We start from the raw sequence: 21,170 nt of genomic DNA on the forward strand, positions 1-21,170 counted from the left end.
AGACTTTTGACCAGCAAACCTATAAGGAGGCGGGCTTTCCTCCCGACACCAAGCCTGCGGCTATGGTGCGGGCCTCCAGCCCGAAAATTTGGTGAGGGTATCCCACTAGTTCCATTAGATGATCCCTTCCTGCCGCTTGGCGATTGGCATCCGCCAGCCGGTGCCGAAGGCGCGATCGGTGATGCGCAGCCCAGGGGGAGCTTGGTGTCGCTTGAACTCGGCTTTTTGAACCAGCCGCAGCACCTGCTGCACGATGTCGGGATCGAACCCTTGAGCCACCAACTCCGGGCCGGATTGATGCTGCTCGATGTGCCGCTGCAAGATCTTGTCCAGCAGGTCGTAGGGGGGCAGGCTGTCGCTATCTTGTTGGCCAGGTCGCAATTCTGCCGAGGGGGGCTTGGTCAGAGTAGCAAGCGGGATCCGCTCCTGCTGTCGGTTGATCCAGCGAGCCAAGCGGTACACCCAGGTCTTGGGCACATCGGAAATCACCGCCAGGCCGCCGGACATATCCCCGTAAATGGTGCAGTAGCCCACTGCTAGCTCTGATTTGTTGCCTGTGGTCAGCAGCAGCCGCCCGAACTTGTTGGAAAGGGCCATGAGGAGGGTGCCGCGAATGCGCGATTGCAGGTTTTCTTCCGTGATGTCGGGGGGGAGGCCGGCAAAGGGCTCTGCCAAAAGCTGGTGGTAGCTCTCCATGATGGACTGAATCGGCAGCTTCAGGGTCGGGATCCCCAGGTTTTGCGCCAGTTGGTAGGCGTCGGTCAGGCTGCCAGGGCTGGAATAGGGAGAGGGCATGAGCACCCCCAGCACCCGCTCCGGCCCCAAAGCATCGGCAGCAATCACAGCAGTGACGGCAGAATCGATCCCTCCCGACAGGCCCAATAGCACCTCGCGAAAGCCACATTTGCTGACGTAATCGCGGGTGCCCAAAACCAAGGCTTCGTACAGCTCGGCTTCCGGCTCGGTCGGCCAGCGGGATCCCGCGGTCGGTGGGCTCTGGTCTGGGTTGGGAGACTGCGTCAACTCGTCCACATCCAGGATGAGCTGATCCGGCTGAAAGGCAGCCGCTTGGGCCACAACCCGACCCCGGCGATCTAGGGCACAACTGGCCCCATCGAAGATCAAATCATCATTGCCCCCCACCTGATTGACGTAGAGAATGGGCAGGGCGTGCTTGCGGGCCAGGGATCCCAGCATCTCCACCCGCAACTTCTGTTTGCCCAGGCTGAAGGGGGAGGCCGAGAGGTTAATCAGCAGGTCGGCACCGCAGCGGGCCATCTGTTCCACCGGATCCCAGTGGTAGCGACGGTGCTGCCAAAAGTCGCGGTCGTTCCAAATGTCTTCACAAATGGTAAAGCCCAGGCGGCGGCCACGGTACTCGATGGGTTGGGGCTGGGATCCCGGCTCAAAATAGCGATCCTCATCGAATACATCGTAGGTGGGCAAGAGCGACTTCTGAAACCAGTGGCGGATCTGGCCTCCCTCCAGCCAGGCAGCAGCATTGTAAAGGGGCCGACCCTCAGGCAGAGGATTGGGCTGCACGGATCCCACGACTACCGGAATGCTGGCCTGTAGCCGACTGGCCAAGTGCTGCAAAACTTGGTTCGCTCTCTCGATCAGGGCCGGGTAGAGCAACAAATCGCGAGGTGGATACCCCAGCAACGCCAGCTCCGAGGTGATGGCCAACTCTGCTCCCGCCGCCGCCACTGCCTCAACCGCTGAACGGATGCGCTCAGCATTTCCGCTCAGATCGCCGACAGTGTAGTTCAACTGCAACAGCGCTACCTTCACCCTGCCCCCCATATGGTAAATCTCACCATAAGTGGCCCAAACCGAATCGTCAACAAGATTTGGCTACAGGCAGGCGAAGAACAAAGGTAGTTTGGTGGGCGGTGCTCTCCACCTGCAAAGAGCCACCCAAGTGGTTGGCAATGGCTTGGGCCAGGGCCAATCCCAAGCCCGCTCCCCCCTGCTGCCAGGGATCCGAGTGGGGGATGCGATAAAACTGCTCGAAAATGCGTTCTTGTTCTTCGAGGGGAATGGTGGTGCCCGTGTTGGTCAAGCGCAGCTCCCAGCGGTCGGAACCTAAAGCAACAGCCTCTAGGACAATGTGTTCGCCGGCGGGCGTGAATTTGTGGGCATTGGTCAAAAGCTCACAGACCAAGCGTTCCAACAGGCGGGGATGGGTGTGCAGATAGGGCAGGTGGGGATCCCAGTGAACTTGTAGAGTTTGCTGCCGCTTGCGCATCTGGTCTTGGAACCGATTGATGAGAGGTGCCAAAAGGAAAGGCAAGTTAACCTTCTCAGAGGGCAGCGTAAGCCTATCGCCCAACAAAGTTTGTAGATCCAGAAGATCGTTAATTAGGGAGATCTTTCGCTTGCACTCCTGCTCCAGAACCTCAAGATATTGAATTTGCTTAGGGGTAAGGGGGGAGGTTTGATGGCTTAACCTTAACAGGTGAACCGAGAGGCTAATGCTGGTAAGGGGAGTGCGCAGCTCATGGGAGACGGCGGCCAGGAAGTTATCCCTAATTTGGCTGAGTTTTTTCAATTCCGTCACCTGAGCCTGGCTGCTGAGGTAGAGCCTGGCCTGTCGCAAGGCAATCGCGCACTGGGCCGCCATTTGCTGGGCCAAATCGATTTCCCAATCGCTAAAACTCTCCTCAGGAGGCCGAGCCAGCCACAGATCCCCAAGAATGCCCTGATCGTCCGCAATGGGGCAGGCCAGCTTGGTCAGATAGGGGGGCAAAGTGTCGGGATCCCGTTGACGATCCCGAGCGCACAGTTGAAAGCACCAGCCTCGCCATAGCTGTTCGTAGAAGAGGGGAAAATCTCTCATCCAAACCCGAGCCCCAACCCCAGAGGTCGAAAGCGTCGTGTATTCATAGCTGATCAGGGAGTAGGTTCGGCGGCTATCGTAAAGGCCGACATTGCAAAAAAGAACGCCCAAAAATTTCCCCAGCTCGTTCACAACCGTCTGCAAGATCTGCTTTTCGTCCAGAGTTGCCCGTATCTGATGGGTAAGGCGGCGCAGAATCGATTCAAACTGCAGACTGCGTTCCAGTTGCTGGGTTCGCTGTTGCACCAGGGCTGTTAATTCAGCTTCTCGTGTTTGCTGGGCCAGCTCCAGGCGCTTGCGCAGGGTGATATCGCGCACCAAAACAATGGCCTCATCCGGCCCAAAGGGCAACAGACGGGCCTCGCGATATTCCGGCAATGCTTCCGCCGCGTCTTGAGAAGTTTTGGGAAGCGGATATTCAATAACCTGAATTTCTCCCGTTTGAAAGGCTTTCTCCAACAAGGGAGCAAAGTAGGTTTTCCAATGCTCTGGAAACAGATCTTGAATGTATTGGTTGAGATAGCGGTCATCGGGATAGGCGGATGCAAATCCTCTGGGGGGCTTATAGGACAAGACTAGCCCTTGCCGATCCACTTGCAAAAGCATATCTGGGATCGCTTCGTAAAGAGCGCGGTAACGTGCTTCGCTGCGGGCCAGATCGGCCAAACTTTCTCGCAGGTGAGTTTCGGCCCTTTTTCGCTCGGAAATGTCTTCTAGAAATTGAATGGCAAACAGAGGCTCGTTTTGAGCGTTTCGCACTACAGACAGTTGCAGGCGAACCCAGATCTCTCTGCCATCTTTACGGCAAATCACCTTTTCATATTCATAGTTGTTGGTGTACCCGGAAAGCAGTTCATTCCAGAGTATCTCGCCCCGTTCTCGGTCTTCGGGATAGGGGGTGTAATCTTCCGCTTTCAGAGCCGACCAATCTTCCTCGCTGTACCCTGTAATCTCTGCCATTGCCGGGTTGAGGCTGAGATACCGGGGATCAGGATCCAAGCTCATCAGAGCAATCCCTTGGCTACAGAAGTTGAAGATCCCCTGCAATTGGTTTTGAATTTCCTCAAGAGCAGATTTGATGGATCGGCGCTCGCTAATATCATCCAGGAAGTAAACGGCAAACAGAGGCTTTTGTTCTTCATCTCTCACAACATAAACCTGAGACTTTACCCAGATGATTTGGCCATTCTTACGGGTGTAGGGATGTTCCCATTCATAATGACTGCGCCGGCCATCAACCAACTCCTGCCAAAGTTTTTTTAGAGTTTCAACATCGGCCAAGTCTGGGATACAAGCCTCCAGAGGCAAAGCCTTCAATTCCTCTGCAGAATATCCTGTTATATCCTTGAGGGCTGAGTTCATGCCATGCGGACTAGCTTCTGGCTCAAGAGGCAGCAGAGAGATGCCCAAATTGCAGGACTCCACAATTCCCCAGAATCGCTGTTGAATCTCCAACAAGGCCAGCTCTAGACGCTTACGCTCGGTAATATCTTGAATGCAGCCAAGCACGCAATTTGCTCCGTAGGGAACTATGCAAATTTCTTGGTAACGGAGCTCTCCCGCTGAGTTGGTTAGGGGATATTCCAAGGTTTGCTGGGATCCGCTGCTCAAGCAACGGTCAATCAGCCTCTGCAGTTGATCGCCAACCTCAGGGCCGAACAGCTCTCCCACTGCTTTTCCCTGAATATGCTCTGCTGAGAGTGAAGCAAAATAAGTATTCTCCGGGGAAGAAATCAGCTCCAGGCATTGGCCTTCTCGGCTAAAAATCATCAAGGCTTGTGGAATAGCGCAAACCAGCCTTTCGTAGCGGAGTTGGCTCTCTGCAAGCGCTTGTTCAGCCTGCTTCCGCGCCGTGATGTCTTCCACATACCCCTCAAAATAGAGGGGATCCCCTGCCGGATTGCGGACAACTTGAATTTGTTCTCGCACCCACAAGTCCAAGCCCTTGCGACTGTGGATCAAAAACTCTTGCGCCACTCTCCCGTCGCCGACTTTGCCTGCAAGCAAATCCTGGAAAATCTGACGACGACCGGCAGCGTCAGCATAGAGATGATGGCCAAAATCCGACAGATGGCGCATCAAATGGGCAGAGGAAGTATAGCCGTATATCTCGGCAAGCTTGGCATTTGCAAACCGGTATCGTCCCTGCAGATCCGCACGAAAGATCCCGATGGGAGCATTCTCCAGGAGCACATCGAGTCCGGCCAACATCAGGATCCCCTATGTTTTCGCAAGCAGTACTAGGGCACTAAGAACGCCTGCCCCTGAGATTATGTATCATTTTTGCTTTGAGCGATGTTTTCCGCACTACAAGTTCCCCCGTGATCTCGTAAAATCACGGGCGAGGAAGGGTGCTCAGGCTTCTGTGGATATCACCCCACCGAGTGCTGGGGGAGCAGGGATCCCTGCGCGGATTCTCAACTACTCCACCTGCGCTGTCTCCGGGGATTCCGCCTGAGTTTCCGGGTGAAAGTAGCGGTAAATCTGCCGGGCAATCTTCGGGCCAATGCCGGGCACTTGGGCCAGCTGGTCTTCTGAAGCCACTTGAATGCGGGCAATCGACCGAAATTCTTCCATCAGCAGCTTTTGCCGATACTTGCCCAAGCCGGGGATCTCGTCCAGCGTAGAGGCATGTTGACGCGCTTTCCGTTGCTGGCGATGAAAGGCGAGAGCAAATCGGTGGGCCTCATCTCGCAGGCGTTGCAACAACAAGCGAGCCGGATCTTGGGCCGGCAACCGCAAGGGCACGGGATCCCCCGGCAGAAAGATCTCTTCTTCTCGTTTGGCCAAGGCAATTACCGGCAGGTGATCCAGCCCTAAATCCGCCAAGACGGCCATGACTGCCGACAACTGCCCCTTGCCCCCGTCGATGAGCACCAAATCCGGCTGATCCTCAGGGGTCATTTTGCTGAAGCGACGCCGGGCCACTTCTGCATGGCTGGCAAAATCATCGGAGTGACCGGGGCGCACCTCAGGGTTGCGAATCTTGTAGCGGCGGTAGTGCTGTTTGGCAGGCAGGCCATCGATAAACACCACCTGACTGGCCACAGCATCGGATCCCTGGATGTGGGAAATATCGTAGGCTTCTAGACGGCGGGGCACATCCGGCAAATCCAAGACTTCTGCCAAGCGCTCCAAGGCCGCGGCATCCCGATCCGCCAAGCGCTGAGTGCGGGTTAGCTCCAGTTGTGCATTCCGCTCAACCAACTCGATCAGCTCGGCTTTGCTCTGCCGTTGGGGGGCAACAAGGCTGACCTTGCGGCCTTTTTTCTGGCTCAGCCAAGACTCCAGAAAATCGTGATCGGGCAATTCATACTGGGTCAAAATCTCAGAGGGAATTTCCACCGGATCGCAGTATTGATAATGCTCTTGTAAAGCCCGCTGCAAGATAAGGCCTGGGTCGTCACCGCGGTTTTCGGCCACAAACCCCAGCCGCCCCACCAACTTGCCTGCCCGCACCTGAAACAATTGAATGCAGGCTCGTGAATCATTCATGGCCAAGGCCAGAGCATCACGGCTGACGGTAGAGTTAGGCAAAGAGACCTTCTGGGATTCTCCCAATTGTTCCAAACCGCGAATTTGATCCCGATATCGTGCGGCTGCCTCGTAATTTTCCTGTTCGGCGGCCTGGATCATCTTCTCCTGCAGCTCTCGGATCAGCTCATCTGTCTGGCCTTGGAAGATCATGGCCACTTGAGTCAGCGTTTTGCGATACTCTTCTGGGCTGATCAAGCCTTGACATACCCCGGGGCAGCGCCCAATGTCGTAGTTCAAACAGGTGCGATCTTTGTACAGAGGTTTGGGCCGTTGGCGCAAGGGAAAAATTCGTTTGACCAACCCAAGGGTATGGCGCAACAGGCCAACATCGGTGTAGGGGCCATAGTATTTGTCTTGATTCCGATCAAGGCGACGATGGCGGGTGATGTAAAGCTGGGGATAAGGCTCCGACCAGGTAATGCACAAATAGGGATACTTTTTATCGTCCTTAAGGAGAACATTATAAGGCGGCTGATGGGTCTTAATCAGGTTGTCTTCTAGGGCTAGGGCTTCACTTTCATTGTCGGTTACGATAAACTCGATCTCGCAAACCTGAGCTACCATGCGCTGAATGCGAGGGGACAGGTCGCCGGTGAAGCGGAAATAAGATCGCACTCGAGAGCGCAATTTCTTGGACTTGCCTACATAGAGGATCTGATCCGTGGCATCTCGCATTAAATATACGCCGGGTTCAGCAGGAATCTCCTTGAGACGGCTCTCTAGAACGTCACGGCTGTGAATCAGAGGGACGGTCATAAAGTTCAGTTCTACCGGGTAGAGTCAGGGATCCCATGACTTCAATCTAGCAAGGATATGGCTTTTCTCGGCAACACTGACTCCAACCCATGTGGAGACACAGTCATTCTGAACAATCATTCTGAACAAGTTTGGGAAGCTCGTCCTGCTTTCAAGCTCCAACCTGCTAGCACAAATGGCAATAGCTCGTCGCATCGCAGGATCAAAGTACCTCTTTTGACGGGTAGACCTCCATGATTTGGGAAGGATAAGTTGATTTGTGATTAACATAATTTTGTCCAGAGTTCTGGTAGTTCATTTACATAAGATATAGCAGCAATGGAAAGTCGCTTAAGTTTATTAACTAGGGATATATTGACTTCTGAGACAATCTTTTGAGTAGATTCAGGTATAAATTGCCTGTGACAATCCTGGCATCGATAATGCTGCTTTCCATTATGGATCTTGTCGTATCTAAGTTAAAAGAATGACGGCTTGGGCAAGTCAGCATGAGCTTACTCAGAAACACGAAAAATCTAGGGTAATAGTATCATTGCTCCCAGAGCACCACCAGTATAGTCAATAGGGCAAGGGCTCCGTCCCGCTGGCGCGACCCGAATCTCTGAGCTCTATCCTTACAATTGAGCTCCTGGATCCTGGCCTATGTCTTGCTGCAGGGCGGCCAAGTCTATCTTTGGCTTCTGGGTCTTGACTTTTGTCGGCCTGAGGTCTTCTAGGTTCAGCCAGCGATAGACCGTTGCACGCCTGACTTTGTACATCTGTTGTACATCTGTGGGGTTGCCCTCTTCCTGGACATACCCTACGGCTGTCTCCCTACCGCAGTTCTCCACAGGGCCAGTTGCCAGCGAGCGGAGCCGGTGTGAGCTGGCGCATTCGCCCTAGCTTTCTCAGATCGTCCGCAGTCCGTCGGGGAAAGCTGCAGAAGAAACTCGAAAAATCTGTTCATGGCGAGCTTTTTTGTCTTTACTTCGCTGAGCCGATTGCCCCAACGGTTGCCCTGTTGGCAAGAGCCAGCCGTGACTTGAGACTGCCCCCCTTTTCCTGTCGGATTGGAGTGCGATATGCTGGTTTTCCACCTCTGAAAGCGTGATTTATTCCAAACTGTTTTGACTCCTATGAATCCCCATCCCTCTCAGGTCTCGGTTCCTATCCTGCAGGAAAACTGGCACTTTCAAGAGCGGGATGCTTGCGGGGTCGGCTTTTTGGTGAATCAGCGGGGAAGAGCCAGCCACGACCTCTTGCAGAAAACCCTTCAGGCTCTCACCTGTATGGAGCATCGGGGTGGCTGTGGCGGCGACGGCCAGAGCGGCGATGGGGCGGGCATTGCAACGGCAATCCCCTGGTCGCTGTTGCAGGCAGAGAGGGAAGAAATTCGAGCTTGGGATCCCACTCACAGCGCGGTGGGGATGGTCTTTTTGCCTCAGGATCCTGCTGAGTGTCAGGCGGTGCAGCAGGTGATCGATGAGTACTTGACCACCACCGACTGGCAGCGGGTGGTTTGGCGGCAGGTACCGGTCAATCCCAATTGCCTGGGGCCGATGGCGCGGCAGACCATGCCCTCCATTTGGCAGATGCTCCTCACCCATCCCACGCTGGAAGGAGACGAGCTAGAGCAGCAGCTCTATCTGTTGCGGCGGCGCATTCGGCGGCGGGTAGAGGCTCGGTTTGGCTTTTATGCTCTGTATTTTGCCTCTTTGTCCTGCCGGGTTGTCGTTTACAAAGGCATGGTGCAATCGTCGGTTCTGGGCCAGTTTTATCGAGATCTGCAAAACCCCCTCTACACCACCACCTACGCCACCTACCACCGCCGCTTCAGCACCAATACCCTGCCGCGTTGGTCGCTGGCTCAGCCTTTCCGCTACCTCTGCCACAACGGCGAGATCAACACCTACCTGGGCAATGTCAACTGGATGGCCGCCCGCGAACAAACCCTTTCCCATCCCCGCTGGGGTACAGCGGTCGAGGATCTGAAGCCGATTATTGACCCGGGCACCAGCGACTCAGCAGGCCTGGACGCTGTGTTTGAGCTGTTGATTCAGTCGGGCTACTCCACTCAGCAGGCGATGATGGTGCTGATCCCGGAAGCCTATCGCAACCAGCCAGAACTGCAGAATCACCCGGAAGTGGTGGATTTCTACGAGTTCTTCGGCGGCCTGCAGGAGCCTTGGGATGGCCCGGCGATGGTGGTTTTCTGCGACGGCAAAACCATCGGGGCCACGTTGGATCGCAATGGCCTGCGCCCAGCCCGCTACGCTCGCAGCCGCGATGGTCTGCTGGTGGTGGCCTCGGAAGCTGGCGTGGTTCCTCTGCCGGAGACCGACATTTTGGAAAAAGGGCGGCTAGGCCCGGGGCAGATGCTGACGGTGGATCTGCAGAGCGGGCAAATCTGCAAAAACTGGGAGATCAAAACCCAGGTGGCAGCCCAGCACCCCTACGGCGAATGGCTCAAAGCCCATCGCGTTCAGCTCAGCACCCAAGGCTTTGAAAATACCCCTCACCTCTCGGAAGAACAACTGTTACAAGCCCAAACCGCCTTCGGGTACTCCTCAGAAGATGTGGAGATGATCATCGAGGAGATGGCGGCTACGGGCAAGGAGCCCACCTTCAGCATGGGGGATGATGCGCCGCTGGCTGTGCTGTCCACCCAGCCTCATCCCCTCTACGACTATTTCAAGCAGCGCTTTGCCCAGGTCACCAACCCTGCCATCGATCCCCTGCGGGAGAGCCTGGTGATGTCTTTGGATGTGTATCTGGGATCCAAGGGCAACCTGCTGGAGATCCGCCCTGAGCATGCCCGCCTGTTGCAGTTGCGCAGCCCGGTGCTCAACGAAGCGGAGCTGGCCGCTCTGCAGCATACCCCTTTTCCCTGCCACACGCTCCCGATTCTCTACCCGGTGGCTGCCGGCCCAGAAGGACTGGAGGTCCAGGTACGGGCCCTCTGCCAGCAGGCGGCTCAGGCAGTGCGGGGGGGAGCTGAGATTTTAATCCTCTCGGATCGCGGCCTTGATGCCGAGCAGGCTCTGATCCCACCTCTGTTGGCGGTGGGCGCCATCCACCATCACCTCATCCAGGAGGGGCTGCGCCTACGCGCTTCCCTGGTGGTGGAGACTGCCCAATGCTGGAGCACCCACCACTTTGCCTGCTTGATCGGCTACGGGGCCAGCGCCGTTTGTCCTTATCTGGCCTATGAAGCTGTGCGGCAGTGGTGGCACAAGCCCAAGACGCAAACCCAGATGGCTGCCGGCAAGTTGCCCCAGCTTTCCCTGGCCGAGGTGCAACTGAAGTACCGCGCCGCCATTGAGGCAGGGCTGCTCAAGATTCTTTCCAAAATGGGCATTTCTCTGCTCTCCAGCTACCACGGGGCGCAGATTTTCGAGGCCATTGGCCTGAGCCAAGAGGTGATCGATCTGGCCTTCCGCGGCACGGTGTCGCGGGTGGGAGGCATGACGCTGGCGGATCTGGCCCGCGAGGGCATGGTGAATCACCAGCGGGCCTTTCCCGAACTCACCTCGAAAAAGCTGGAGAACTTTGGCTTTATCCAGGCGCGGCCCAAAGGCGAATACCACATCAACAGTCCAGAAATGGCCAAACTGCTGCACAAGGCCATCGAATCGGGTCAGCCTGCCCACTATGAGATCTACAGGGCGCACCTGCGCAGCCGCACCCCCACCGCGTTGCGAGACCTGCTGGATTTCCGCAGCGACCGGGATCCCATTCCCTTGGAGGAAGTGGAACCGGTGTCGGAGATTTTCAAACGCTTTGCCACAGGTGGGATGTCCTTGGGGGCCCTCAGCCGCGAGGCCCACGAGACCCTGGCCATTGCCATGAACCGCATCGGCGGCAAGTCCAACTCCGGTGAAGGCGGGGAAGATCCGGAACGATACCTCCCCATCACCGATGTAGGCCCAGATGGCACCTCGGCCCGCTTTCCCCACCTGAAGGGGCTGCGCATGGGGGACAACGCCAGCTCGGCGGTGAAGCAGGTGGCCTCGGGCCGCTTTGGCGTGACACCGGAGTATTTGCTCAACGCGCGGCAAATTGAGATCAAAATTGCCCAGGGGGCCAAGCCGGGCGAGGGCGGGCAACTGCCGGGCAAAAAGGTCAGCCCCTACATCGCCAAGCTGCGCCGCTCCAAGCCGGGGGTGACCTTGATCTCGCCGCCGCCCCACCACGACATCTACTCCATCGAGGATCTGGCGCAGTTGATCTTCGACTTGCACCAGGTGAACCCCCAGGCACAGGTGTCGGTGAAGCTGGTGGCGGAGGTGGGCATCGGCACGGTGGCGGCAGGAGTAGCCAAGGCCAACGCCGACATCATCCAAATCTCCGGCCATGAAGGGGGCACAGGGGCTTCCCCCTTGAGCTCCATCAAACATGCCGGGGCACCTTGGGAGTTGGGCCTGGTGGAGGTGCATCATACCCTGCTGGAAAACGGCCTACGGCAGCGCTCCATCCTGCGGGTGGATGGCGGCATTCGCACGGGTTGGGAAGTGGTGATGGCGGCCATGCTGGGGGCAGAAGAGTTTGGCTTTGGCACGGTGGCCATGATTGCGGAGGGGTGCATCATGGCGCGGGTGTGCCACACCAACAACTGCCCTGTGGGAGTGACCAGCCAGAAGGAGGAGTTGCGCAAGCGCTTCCCCGGCACGCCAGATCACGTGGTGACCTTCTTCACCTTTGTGGCGGAGGAGGTGCGCCAAGTCTTAGCCCAACTGGGCTACCGCTCTCTGAAGGAGGTGATTGGACGGGTGGATCTGCTCTGTCCGCGGGCCGATGCGGTTCTGCAGAAGACCCAATCCTTGAACTTGGAGTGTCTGCTGCGAACTCCCCCCGGTTTTGATCCCAACACCCTGCCCGACTGGTTGGAGCATGAGCCGGTGCATTCCAACGGCCCGGTGCTGGATGAGCAGATCCTGGCTCAGCCGGAGGTGCAGAAGGCGGTGGAAACCTGCGGCACGGCCACGGTGGAGATCCCTATCGCCAACACCGACCGCTGTGTGGGCGGGCGCATTGCCGGAACCTTGGCCCGCTTGTACGGAGATACCGGCTTCGCCCAACAGGGGGGGCAGTTGGATCTGCACTTTGTCGGCAGCGCTGGCCAGAGCTTTGGCGCTTTTACACTGGCGGGGATGCGCCTGACCCTGACAGGAGAAGCGAATGACTACGTGGGCAAGAGCATGTGTGGCGGCGAGATCGTCATCCTGGCTCCCCCTGAGGCGCCCCGCGATCCGGCGGAAAATGTAATCCTGGGCAACACCTGTTTGTACGGGGCCACGGGCGGATCCCTGTTTGCCAACGGCCAGGCGGGGGAACGCTTTGCGGTGCGCAACTCGGGAGCGCAGGCGGTGATCGAGGGATCCGGCGACCACTGCTGCGAGTACATGACCGGTGGGGTGGTGGTGGTGCTGGGGCGGGTGGGCCGCAACCTGGGAGCGGGGATGACCGGCGGCCTGGCCTATGTGCTGGATGAGGAGGGCAACTTCCCCGCCAAGGTCAACGGGGAGATCGTGCGCATTCAGCGGGTGCAGACAGCAGCAGCAGAGGCACAACTGAAGAGCCTGATCCAAGAGCACTATCGCCGCACCCATTCCCCCAAAGCGGAGCGCATTCTGCAAAATTGGGAATCCTATTTGCCTCTGTTTTGGCAGGTGATCCCGCCTTCGGAGGAGGGCAGCGAGCTGACGGATCCCTTGCGATCCCAGCCGCTGGCAGTGGAGTCTTAAGGATCTCTCAGAGCCTGCCGGTAACACTTCTTATCCCCACGACGGCCAGAGAGGCTGGTAAACTGCGAGAGTATACCTGGCCTTTTCATCCGCTTTAAATCACTATGAGTCCCAGTTTGCAAGCTGCTCAAACTCAAGCGCGAGTGCCCACCGAGACCATCCTGACGCCGCGCTTCTACACCACCGATTTCGAGGCCATCGGCAAAATGGGCTTAGGGGATCGAGAGGCCGATTTCCGGGCCATCCTGCAGGAGTTTCGCGCCGACTACAACCGCCATCACTTCGTCCGGGGTGAGGAGTTCAACCAAGACTGGGAAAGCCGCCTGGATCCGCAGGCGCGCCGGTTGTTTGTGGAGTTCTTGGAGCGCTCCTGTACAGCCGAGTTCTCCGGTTTTCTCCTCTACAAGGAGCTGTCGCGCAAGCTAAAAGAGACCAACCCCGTTTTGGCCGAGTGCTTTGCCCTGATGAGCCGCGACGAGGCCCGCCATGCCGGCTTCCTGAACCGCGCCATGGGCGACTTCAACATGGCCTTCGACCTGAGCTTTCTCACTAAGCACAAGTCTTACACCTATTTCGCGCCGCGTTTCATCTTCTATGCCACCTATCTCTCGGAGAAGATCGGCTACTGGCGCTACATCCTCATCTACCGCCACCTGGAGGCCCATCCCGAAGACCGCATCTACCCCATCTTCAACTTCTTCAAGAACTGGTGCCAGGACGAGAACCGCCACGGCGATTTCTTTGCGCTCATGCTCCTAAGCCAGCCGCGGCTGCTCAAGGGATGGGTGGCCAAGCTGTGGTGCCGTTTCTTCTTGCTGTCGGTGTTCGCCACTATGTACCTCAACGATGTGGGAGAGCGCCCGGATTTCTACCGCCTCATCGGGCTGGATCCCCATACTTATGACATGGAGGTAATCTACAAGACCAACCGCGAGGCGGCCAAGGTGTTCCCGGTGGTGTTGGATGTGGAAAACCCTGAGTTTGTGCGGCGGCTGCAAAAGTGCGTGGCCAACAACGCTAAGCTGAGGGAGATTGCCCGGGGATCCGGCCCCTTCAAGGGTTTGCGCAAGCTGCCCCTCTACTTGGATAACTTCTATCAGTTTTTGCGGCTGTTCCTCCTGAAACCTCGGAAAGCTGGCTTCTACCTGTGGGAGCAGCCGGAGCCCCGTTTTGAAGGAACGGCTGTTTCTGCTTGAGCCGTCTTGCCCTCAGCTTGGTACCCGTACAGCCTCATAGGTCAGCCATGAACATTGCCGCTGAGATTACGCCGCTCTTTTTGCTGGGAACGCTGGCCTTTTTGGGTTGGGGCTTCTGGAGAGCCCGTCGGCGGGGATCCTTAGCCGTTTGGGTGTGGTTACAGGGATCCCTGCTCTTGTTGCCGTGGGTGGTTTTCCTGGGGCTGCTGCTGCTGGGGATCTACCTCAATTTTGCAGGCTTCCTGGTGTTGCTGTTGGTCTTTACAGGGCTTTACATTGCTGTGGGGCGCAAGACCCGCCAGTTGGCCCAACAGGAGCTGCAGGCCCGTCGCGAGCAGTTGGCTCGTCTGGAAGAGCAGGGGGAAGCCCCTTCTGCAGGGGAGGCGCCTTTGGAAGCGCCTGCGGTTCTGCAGCGGATCTCGGCTGAGGATCTGCAGGCCATTCAGTCTATTTTCGGCCTCGATACCTTTTTCGTCACCGAGACCGTCCCCTATGGGGAAGGGGCGATTTTTAAGGGCAACCTGCGCCAGGAGGCGGAGGTGGTGGTACCCCTGCTGGTGGAGAAGCTCAAAGAGCAGGTGGGCAGTCGCTACCAGCTCTTTTTGGTGGAGGATCCGGCGGAAAAGCCGGCGGTGGTGGTCTTGCCGGATCCCATCGTCAATTACCGCGCTTCCGTGGGGGCGCAGATCCTGGCGGGGGCGTTGCTGGTCTTCAGCTTCGTCGCCACGTTGGAGGTGGGGGCCAATCTCTTGGGCTTCCGGCTGTTGGATGCGCCAGGGCGCTGGGTGGAAGCCCTGCCGGTGGCGGCCGGGATCTTCGCCATCTTGCTGGTGCATGAGACCGGACACCGCTGGATGGCGGGCAAGTACGGCGTGCGCCTCAGCCCTGCTTTTGTTATCCCCAGCTTGGGGATCGGCACGCTGGGATCCCTGAACCGCATCCAATCGCCGGTGCCCAGCCGCAAGGCCCTCTTCGACATTGCCTTTGCCGGCCCGGCAGCGAGCGGGATCCTGTCGCTGCTGGTGCTCTTGGCTGGCCTGAAGCTCTCCGGCTCCGAGGGTCTGTATGTGCCCACGGAGATCTTCCGCAGCTCCATCCTGGTAGGCACCCTAGCGCGGCTGGTGCTGGGATCCCAGTTGCAGGCGGAGCTGGTTCCCATTCATCCTTTTGTTGCCGTGGGCTGGATTGGCCTGGCAATCACCGCCTTGAGCCTGCTGCCGGCAGGGCAGCTGGACGGGGGTCGCATTGTGCAGGCGGTGTACGGGCGGAAGACGGCGGCCCGCGCCACCTTCATCACCCTGATTGCCTTGGCGGTGGCGGCCATCAGCAACGTCTTGGCCCTCTACTGGGCGCTGCTGATCCTGTTCATCGCCCGCGAGCCAGAGCGTCCACCGCAGGATGAGATTACTGAAACCGACGGTCAGCGGGATGCTTTGGCATTGCTGGCCCTCTTTTTGATGGTCATGACCCTGTTGCCGATTGCTCCGGCCTTGGCGGGCTTTCTCAATTTCCCCAACGGCTGATGGGGTAGAGGCCCAGGATCCGCCGGCGAGAGGAGCTCACTGTGTCTGGACCGGGGAAAGGCTTTGGCCTAGGCAGAGCTGGAAAGGACAGAGGAGAGCACCTGCAGCGTCTGTTGGCCCAAGCCGTTCGCCATCACCAGGCAGGGCAATGGCCACAGGCTGTCTCACTTTACCAGCAGGTGCTGCAAGCCCAGCCCACCCACCCGGAGGCACTGCACCTCTTGGGGGTCTGTCGGCAGCAACAGGGATCCCTGGACGACGCGATTGCCCTGATCCGGCAGGCCCTTGCCCACCAGCCCTGGTTTCCCGACGCCCACTTTAATTTGGGAATTGTTCTCAAGCAGGCGGGGCAGCTGGCGGAGGCGAAAACTCACCTGCAACTGGCCCTAGAGCAGGGGGGGCCGGACGCGGAAGTTTTGTACCAGCTGGGGCTGGTGCTGCGGCAGCAGGGGGATTTGGAGGCGGCCCTTGTCCCCTTGGGACAGGCCCTGGAGCTGCAGCCGGACTTTGCCGATGCTGCCTACACCTTGGCCATTGTGCTGCGGGATTGTGGCCAAGAGGAAAAAGCGGCGGAGCTGTTTTACCGCCTTTGGCAGGCCGATCCTGCCGACTTGGCCGCTGCCCTGGGGTGGTGTGTGAGCCAGTTGCCCTTGCTGTACGCCTCGGCAGACCAAGTTCCCGTGGCCCGGGAGCGCTACCGCCAAGCCCTACAACAGGTAAAGGCCCGCTGGGAACAACTGCCGCGGGATCCGATAACCCTGGAGCAAGCGGCTGCCGGGATCGGCTCCGTCCAGCCCTTCTTTTTGCCCTACCAAGGCCAGAACGACCGCGATCTGCAGCAGCTCTACGGATCCCTGGTCTGTGAGGTCATGGCAGCCCGCTACCCCCACCCCCCTCTGCTGCTCAAGCAACGCGCCGACAAGCTGCGGGTGGGCATTGTCTCCGGCCTGTTTCGGGATCACTCCGTTTGGAAGATCCTGACTCGCGGCTGGGTAGAAGCTTTGGATCGCTCCCAAGTGGCTCTCTACGGCTTCCACACCTCTCCCGTTCACGATGAAATCACCCAATCCCTACCCCCCTATTTCGAGCGCTTTGTGGCCGGATCCCGCAGCTTGGAGGAATGGCAGACGGCCATTCGAGAAGCCCAGTTGGATGTGATCCTGTATCCCGAAGTGGGGATCGATCCCGTCTGCGCCCCGTTGGCCGCCTTGCGTTTGGCCCCCGTGCAGGCCATGGCCTGGGGACATCCACAAACCTCTGGGCTGCCCACCATCGATGTTTTCCTGAGCAGCGAGCTCATGGAGCCGCCAGAAGGGGCCAGCCACTACTGCGAACGGCTGCTTCCCCTGCCCGGAATCGGCACCTACTATGTTCCCCTGGATATTCTCCCGGCCCCAGTGGATTGGCGAGCTTGGGGGGTGGATCCCGATAGGGTGCTCTATCTCTGTGCCCAATCCCTGTTTAAATACCTGCCCCAGCACGACGAGGTGTTCCCTCGCATCGCCCGGAAAGTGGGGAAGTGTCAATTTCTATTTTTGCGAGGCCGCTTCTCCCAAGGGATCCGCGAGCGCTTTTGGCAACGGATGCGGCGGGCCTTTCAAGCCTATGACCTGGCCGCTGAAGAGTATGTGGTGCTCTTACCAGAACTCTCCCCCGCAGAATATGCGGCCTACAATGCCCTGGGGGATATTTACCTGGATAGCCTCGGCTGGTCAGGGGGCAACACCACCCTGGAAGCCCTGCCCCACGGGCTGCCCATCGTCACCTTGCCCGGATCCCTGATGCGGGGCCGCCACACCTACGCCATCCTGCAGCAGATGGGGATCCTGGATACCATCGCCCACACCCTCGATGAATACGTCCAGATTGCCAGTCAGTTGGGCTTGGATCCAGAGTGGCGAGAGCAAATGGGCCAACAGGTGAAGAGGCGCCAGGAGCGCGTCTACCGGGATCCCGCGCCGATCCGCGCTCTGGAAGAGTGGTTGCGAAGCCTGAAGACCTGAGGGGGCAGTTTGGGTGAAAGGATAAACGGGCGAGTGTTGTCCTCTTGAAGGGATCCCGGACAGATGGCAGGATAGGCGGGGTTGTCTTGCCGGGCTTTGCCCATGTCTTCTGAGTCTGCTCCCGGTCAGTTCCCCAGGCCGGAAAACGTCCCCGACAACTTGCCCTCCCTTTCAACGCGCCTGAAAGAGATTGCCGTGGTATTCCTGCGGCTGGGATCCCTGGGTTTCGGCGGCCCCCAAGCCCACATCGCCATGCAACACGATGAGGCGGTGATCCGGCGGGGCTGGATGAGCCAGGAACAATTTACCGAAGGGGTGGGCCTATGTGAAATGTTGCCAGGGCCAGCTTCTACCCAGATGGGGATCTATGTCGGCTATGTGCGGGCAGGCTGGTTGGGGGCGGTGCTGGCGGGGATTTGCTTCATTGCCCCTGCTTTTGTGATCGAGGTGATTTTTTCTTGGCTTTACTTTCGCTTTCAGGGGGTGCCGCAGCTAGAGGGGATGTTTTTTGGGGTGGCCCCGGTGGTGATCGCCATTATCCTGGCCTTTTGCTGGAAACTGGGCCGTAAAGCTGTGAAGGATTGGAGCCGGGGGCTGATCGCGGTGGCGGCCTTTGCCCTGCTGCTGATTGGGGGGGTGAATATCCTGTTGCTGTTCGGGCTGGCGGCTCTGGTGGGGCTGCTGCTGTATGGGCCCAAAAAAGGCCCACTATCGGGGATCCCGATTTTACTCCCTTGGCCAGTATTGACGTTGGCCCAGACGGTAGTGGCCACGGTTCCACCGGAAACCCTTATCCTGAGCAGCTTTTGGGGTCTGGAGCGGATTGGTGCCTATTTCTGGCCTTTGACCTTGTTTTTCCTGAAAGTAGGCGGCACCATCTTCGGGGGAGGGCTGGTGATCATCCCCTTCATCGCCGACGAGGTGGTGGATCAGTTGGGCTGGTTGACGCCGACAGAGTTCTTGGATGGGGTGGCCATTGGGCAATTTACTCCTGGCCCGGTGGTGCTGACGGCAGCCTTTATCGGCTACAAGGTGGCAGGGGTGCTGGGGGCCCTGACGGCAACAGTGGCCATCTTTGCCCCTTCTTTTGCCTTTATTTTGCTGGCAGCTCCGGTTCTGTTGCGCATACGGCACAATGCTTGGGTGAAGGGATCCCTGCAGGCAATTACCCCAACGGCCCTGGGGGCTGTTGCTGCGGCTACAGTGCCCTTGGCCCAAAATGCGCTGCTACAACAAACAACTCCCGCTTCGCTGGTGGCTTTGGGGATCGGGGTAGCGGCCTTCATTGCCTTGATGCGCTTTCGCCAGCCCACTTGGCTGTTGGTGTTGATGGGAGGGGGGGCGGGTTTGCTGGCCCGAGGTCTGCTGGCCTAAAGGTTTTGCTCCCTGGCCCTGCTTTCTCCTTGGGGGTGAGGGAATGACCCTGATTCAGCCTGATGGCCACGGCACTAACTGGCTTGGGCCAGCCCTTCCTCAGAGGGATCCCTGCCTTCCAGGCGACAAAACAGTTGCCGCATGAGCAGCTCCCGTTGGCCAAGAGACAGGTGAGGGGCAAGGGTGCCGGGAAAGTGGGGCATGGCTAGGGTAACACGATCCAACAGGTCGGCGCGGCGGTGTTGTTGCTGGATGGCCCAAGCCCGCTGCACAAGGTCTGAAGCTGTTTCCAGCTCCAGCCCTGCCTGCTCGGCCAACCAAGCTGCTAATCGTTCTAGGTCGGGATCATAGCGCAGCCGGTACATGTAGATCAGCATGCCGATCCCAAGCACTAGGCCCAAGGCGCTGGCCACGTAGGCAGCCTTGATGGCAGTTCCCGGCAGATAGGCCACCGCCGACACGCGCAAGATTTCGTAGGGGATGCGGATCAGGCTATAGCCGACAACATAGGTCCAAACCCAAGTGCCATCTTTGAGTTTGGGAAAGCGCCAGAACATTCCCATCAAGAGGGCAAATAGAAGCAGGTTGAGGACGCTTTCGTAAAAAAAGATGGGGTGAAAAAACTCAAATTGGCTGTATTCCGGCTCGCGGGCTTGGGGAGGAATGTACACCCGCAGCGGCCAAGGGCTGTCGGGAGGAATAGGGGCACCGTAGGCCTCAGAGTTGAAAAAGTTGCCCCAGCGCCCGATGGCTTGGCCCAAAATCAACCCCGGCGTGAGCACATCGGCGTACTTCCAGCCGTTGATCCCGGTGGTGCGGCAATAGAGGTAAAGGGCAAGCGCGCCGGCCAACACCCCACCGTGGATGATGAGACCCCCCTGCCAAATGGCAAAGGCCGAGAGGGGGTTGTCTTGGAACTCTGACCAGTGGGTGAGGACGTAGTAGAGGCGGGCGCCCAGAAACCCAGATATTACCAACCACAGGGCCAGTAGCTCCACTCGTTCACTGGCTTTGCCAGGCTCTTTCTCTAGATGACGAGATTCTGCCAACGCTTTGGTCAAGATCAAGCCGACCAACACGGCCACTGCCATCAATAGGCCATACCAGCGTAGGCCCAGCCCTCCCACCAGCGGGGTGCCGGGGGGAAAGCGGAAGACAAATTCTCCAGGTGAGCTGAAGGTAAGGCCCAACAGCCCTGCACTCCATAGGTTCATCGACAACACGCTCTGCACCCCAAAATTGCTCAACTCAGTTCCACCAGTCGGCTTTATCAACCTCACCCGCTTGGGTTAGCGGGACGGAGTCCCTTCCGGGCTCTTCTCCCCTATCCCCGGCAGCCATTCACAGGCTCCAACAGGGATCCATTCTCCCCGATCCTGAAGCAGCGCCAGTCCTCGTTCCCGGTTGACCCGATCCTACAGGCCCGTCACGGGCAAGATTCCACCCTAGAGCCCATACCTTTACCAAAAAGCTAGGTCCAAAGCCCTGCCCTTCCAGGACGGCTTTTGCCCTGTTAGACCTGCGATAAGATACACCCACGCTGGTCAGAGATGCCAAACTCCTCAAGGCCACTCCAGCGCAGTACCAAGCCTTCGATGACGGAGTACACCGGCCAAGTGGTGGGGCTAGATGGGGGCGACAGCAGTGGGCAAGCTGTGCCGTGTCTCCAGTCTTTGCGTTGTACCGAAAGGAGATGGAGGATGTCAACTGGACAGGGGTGTGGATCCCGGATGGGTTGCAGTTGGTATCCATTGCTCCTGAGGCCAAGGCGGTGATGCAACACTGTTATGGCGGCTACACCACCAACCTGACTCTGGAGGAGTTCATCCGCCCCGAAAACTACCTGGTTCATACCCTGGAAGGACAACCGCTCCCGGTAGGGCCGGTGCGCACTTTGATCCCTCACCCATATGCCTGGAGTTTCCCCCCTAAGATCAGCTGGGCTTTTGGGGGAGCAACGGCTACTACATGGGCGGTGAACCCTGGGCCGAAGAACGCTACAGCAATCTATAGAGGCTCTGAAATTTTGCGCTCCTTTAGCAGGGATCCCTCGAAGTTCTTTGCCGCTATCTGCCGTTTTGGCCGCAAACTGAAGAGAGCACCTTGGTTGCCGTTGCTGCGAACGCCTGAGGTGCCTGTGTCTTTAGATCTCAAAGAAAGCTTAAATAGCAAAGCTCAAAAGATCCATTGGACTCCATTCCGCTTACGCAAACACTAGA

Annotated in this window: 11 protein-coding genes and 1 pseudogene; 6 read left to right on the forward strand and 6 right to left on the reverse strand. The window is 58.2% G+C overall.

The window, feature by feature from the left end; genetic code table 11:
• Positions 1-114: 114 nt before the first annotated feature.
• The 5 genes and pseudogenes from ACVWXF_RS09695 to ACVWXF_RS09715 form a co-directional block, all read right to left on the reverse strand.
• Positions 115-1,791: an NAD+ synthase gene (locus tag ACVWXF_RS09695; RefSeq protein WP_457474274.1), complete on the reverse strand. Its 1,677-nt coding sequence runs from the start codon at positions 1,789-1,791 to the stop codon at positions 115-117.
• Between the two features lie 49 nt (positions 1,792-1,840).
• Complete coding sequence (locus tag ACVWXF_RS09700) at positions 1,841-5,050, reverse strand: PAS domain S-box protein (protein ID WP_457474275.1); 3,210 nt, start codon at positions 5,048-5,050, stop codon at positions 1,841-1,843.
• Between the two features lie 210 nt (positions 5,051-5,260).
• Positions 5,261-7,132: an excinuclease ABC subunit UvrC gene (uvrC, locus tag ACVWXF_RS09705; RefSeq protein WP_414418784.1), complete on the reverse strand. Its 1,872-nt coding sequence runs from the start codon at positions 7,130-7,132 to the stop codon at positions 5,261-5,263.
• 263 nt (positions 7,133-7,395) lie between these two features.
• Positions 7,396-7,578 (reverse strand): annotated as a pseudogene (locus ACVWXF_RS09710) (IS1/IS1595 family N-terminal zinc-binding domain-containing protein); the annotation flags it as partial.
• A gap of 168 nt (positions 7,579-7,746) precedes the next feature.
• Entirely contained in the window at positions 7,747-7,962 is a 216-nt protein-coding gene (locus ACVWXF_RS09715; RefSeq protein ID WP_414329292.1) for an IS630 transposase-related protein, read from the reverse strand.
• Between the two features lie 285 nt (positions 7,963-8,247).
• Between ACVWXF_RS09715 and ACVWXF_RS09720 the strand changes: the two genes are divergently transcribed.
• The 5 genes from ACVWXF_RS09720 (at position 8,248) to chrA (ending at position 18,951) form a co-directional block, all read left to right on the forward strand.
• Complete coding sequence (locus ACVWXF_RS09720; protein WP_457474276.1) at positions 8,248-12,855, forward strand: glutamate synthase-related protein; 4,608 nt, start codon at positions 8,248-8,250, stop codon at positions 12,853-12,855.
• Between the two features lie 104 nt (positions 12,856-12,959).
• The gene (gene acsF / locus ACVWXF_RS09725) at positions 12,960-14,051 is read left to right on the forward strand and encodes a magnesium-protoporphyrin IX monomethyl ester (oxidative) cyclase (protein WP_414350364.1); all 1,092 of its coding nucleotides are present in this window, start codon (positions 12,960-12,962) and stop codon (positions 14,049-14,051) included.
• Positions 14,052-14,098: 47 nt separating this feature from the next.
• Positions 14,099-15,574: a site-2 protease family protein gene (locus ACVWXF_RS09730; RefSeq protein WP_011432882.1), complete on the forward strand. Its 1,476-nt coding sequence runs from the start codon at positions 14,099-14,101 to the stop codon at positions 15,572-15,574.
• A gap of 41 nt (positions 15,575-15,615) precedes the next feature.
• Positions 15,616-17,577, forward strand: a complete 1,962-nt coding sequence (locus ACVWXF_RS09735) for an O-linked N-acetylglucosamine transferase, SPINDLY family protein (protein WP_457474277.1) — start codon at positions 15,616-15,618, stop codon at positions 17,575-17,577.
• 102 nt (positions 17,578-17,679) lie between these two features.
• Positions 17,680-18,951 (forward strand): chromate efflux transporter, encoded by a 1,272-nt coding sequence (gene chrA, locus ACVWXF_RS09740; RefSeq protein ID WP_457474278.1) that lies wholly within the window; start codon positions 17,680-17,682, stop codon positions 18,949-18,951.
• A 74-nt stretch (positions 18,952-19,025) separates the two neighbouring features.
• On the opposite strand, the gene lgt is transcribed toward chrA, so the two are convergent.
• On the reverse strand, positions 19,026-20,165 hold the full coding sequence (lgt, locus tag ACVWXF_RS09745; RefSeq protein WP_457444566.1) for a prolipoprotein diacylglyceryl transferase: 1,140 nt from the start codon (positions 20,163-20,165) through the stop codon (positions 19,026-19,028).
• Positions 20,166-20,611: 446 nt separating this feature from the next.
• Here lgt and ACVWXF_RS09750 point away from each other — a divergent pair, with 446 nt between their 5' ends.
• The gene (locus ACVWXF_RS09750) at positions 20,612-21,169 is read left to right on the forward strand and encodes a molybdopterin-dependent oxidoreductase (RefSeq protein ID WP_414406991.1); all 558 of its coding nucleotides are present in this window, start codon (positions 20,612-20,614) and stop codon (positions 21,167-21,169) included.
• Position 21,170 lies beyond the last annotated feature (1 nt).

The organism is Thermostichus sp. MS-CIW-40 (assembly GCF_054058315.1).

What these genes read in the sequence shown, in the direction of transcription:
- ACVWXF_RS09700 (WP_457474275.1), bottom strand. Translation starts at nt 5,050, where the DNA reads ATGTTGGCCGGACTCGATGTGCTCCTGGAGAATGCTCCCATCGGGATC.
- uvrC (WP_414418784.1), bottom strand. Translation starts at nt 7,132, where the DNA reads ATGACCGTCCCTCTGATTCACAGCCGTGACGTTCTAGAGAGCCGTCTC.
- ACVWXF_RS09720 (WP_457474276.1), top strand. Translation starts at nt 8,248, where the DNA reads ATGAATCCCCATCCCTCTCAGGTCTCGGTTCCTATCCTGCAGGAAAAC.
- acsF (WP_414350364.1), top strand. Translation starts at nt 12,960, where the DNA reads ATGAGTCCCAGTTTGCAAGCTGCTCAAACTCAAGCGCGAGTGCCCACC.
- ACVWXF_RS09730 (WP_011432882.1), top strand. Translation starts at nt 14,099, where the DNA reads ATGAACATTGCCGCTGAGATTACGCCGCTCTTTTTGCTGGGAACGCTG.
- chrA (WP_457474278.1), top strand. Translation starts at nt 17,680, where the DNA reads ATGTCTTCTGAGTCTGCTCCCGGTCAGTTCCCCAGGCCGGAAAACGTC.
- lgt (WP_457444566.1), bottom strand. Translation starts at nt 20,165, where the DNA reads ATGAACCTATGGAGTGCAGGGCTGTTGGGCCTTACCTTCAGCTCACCT.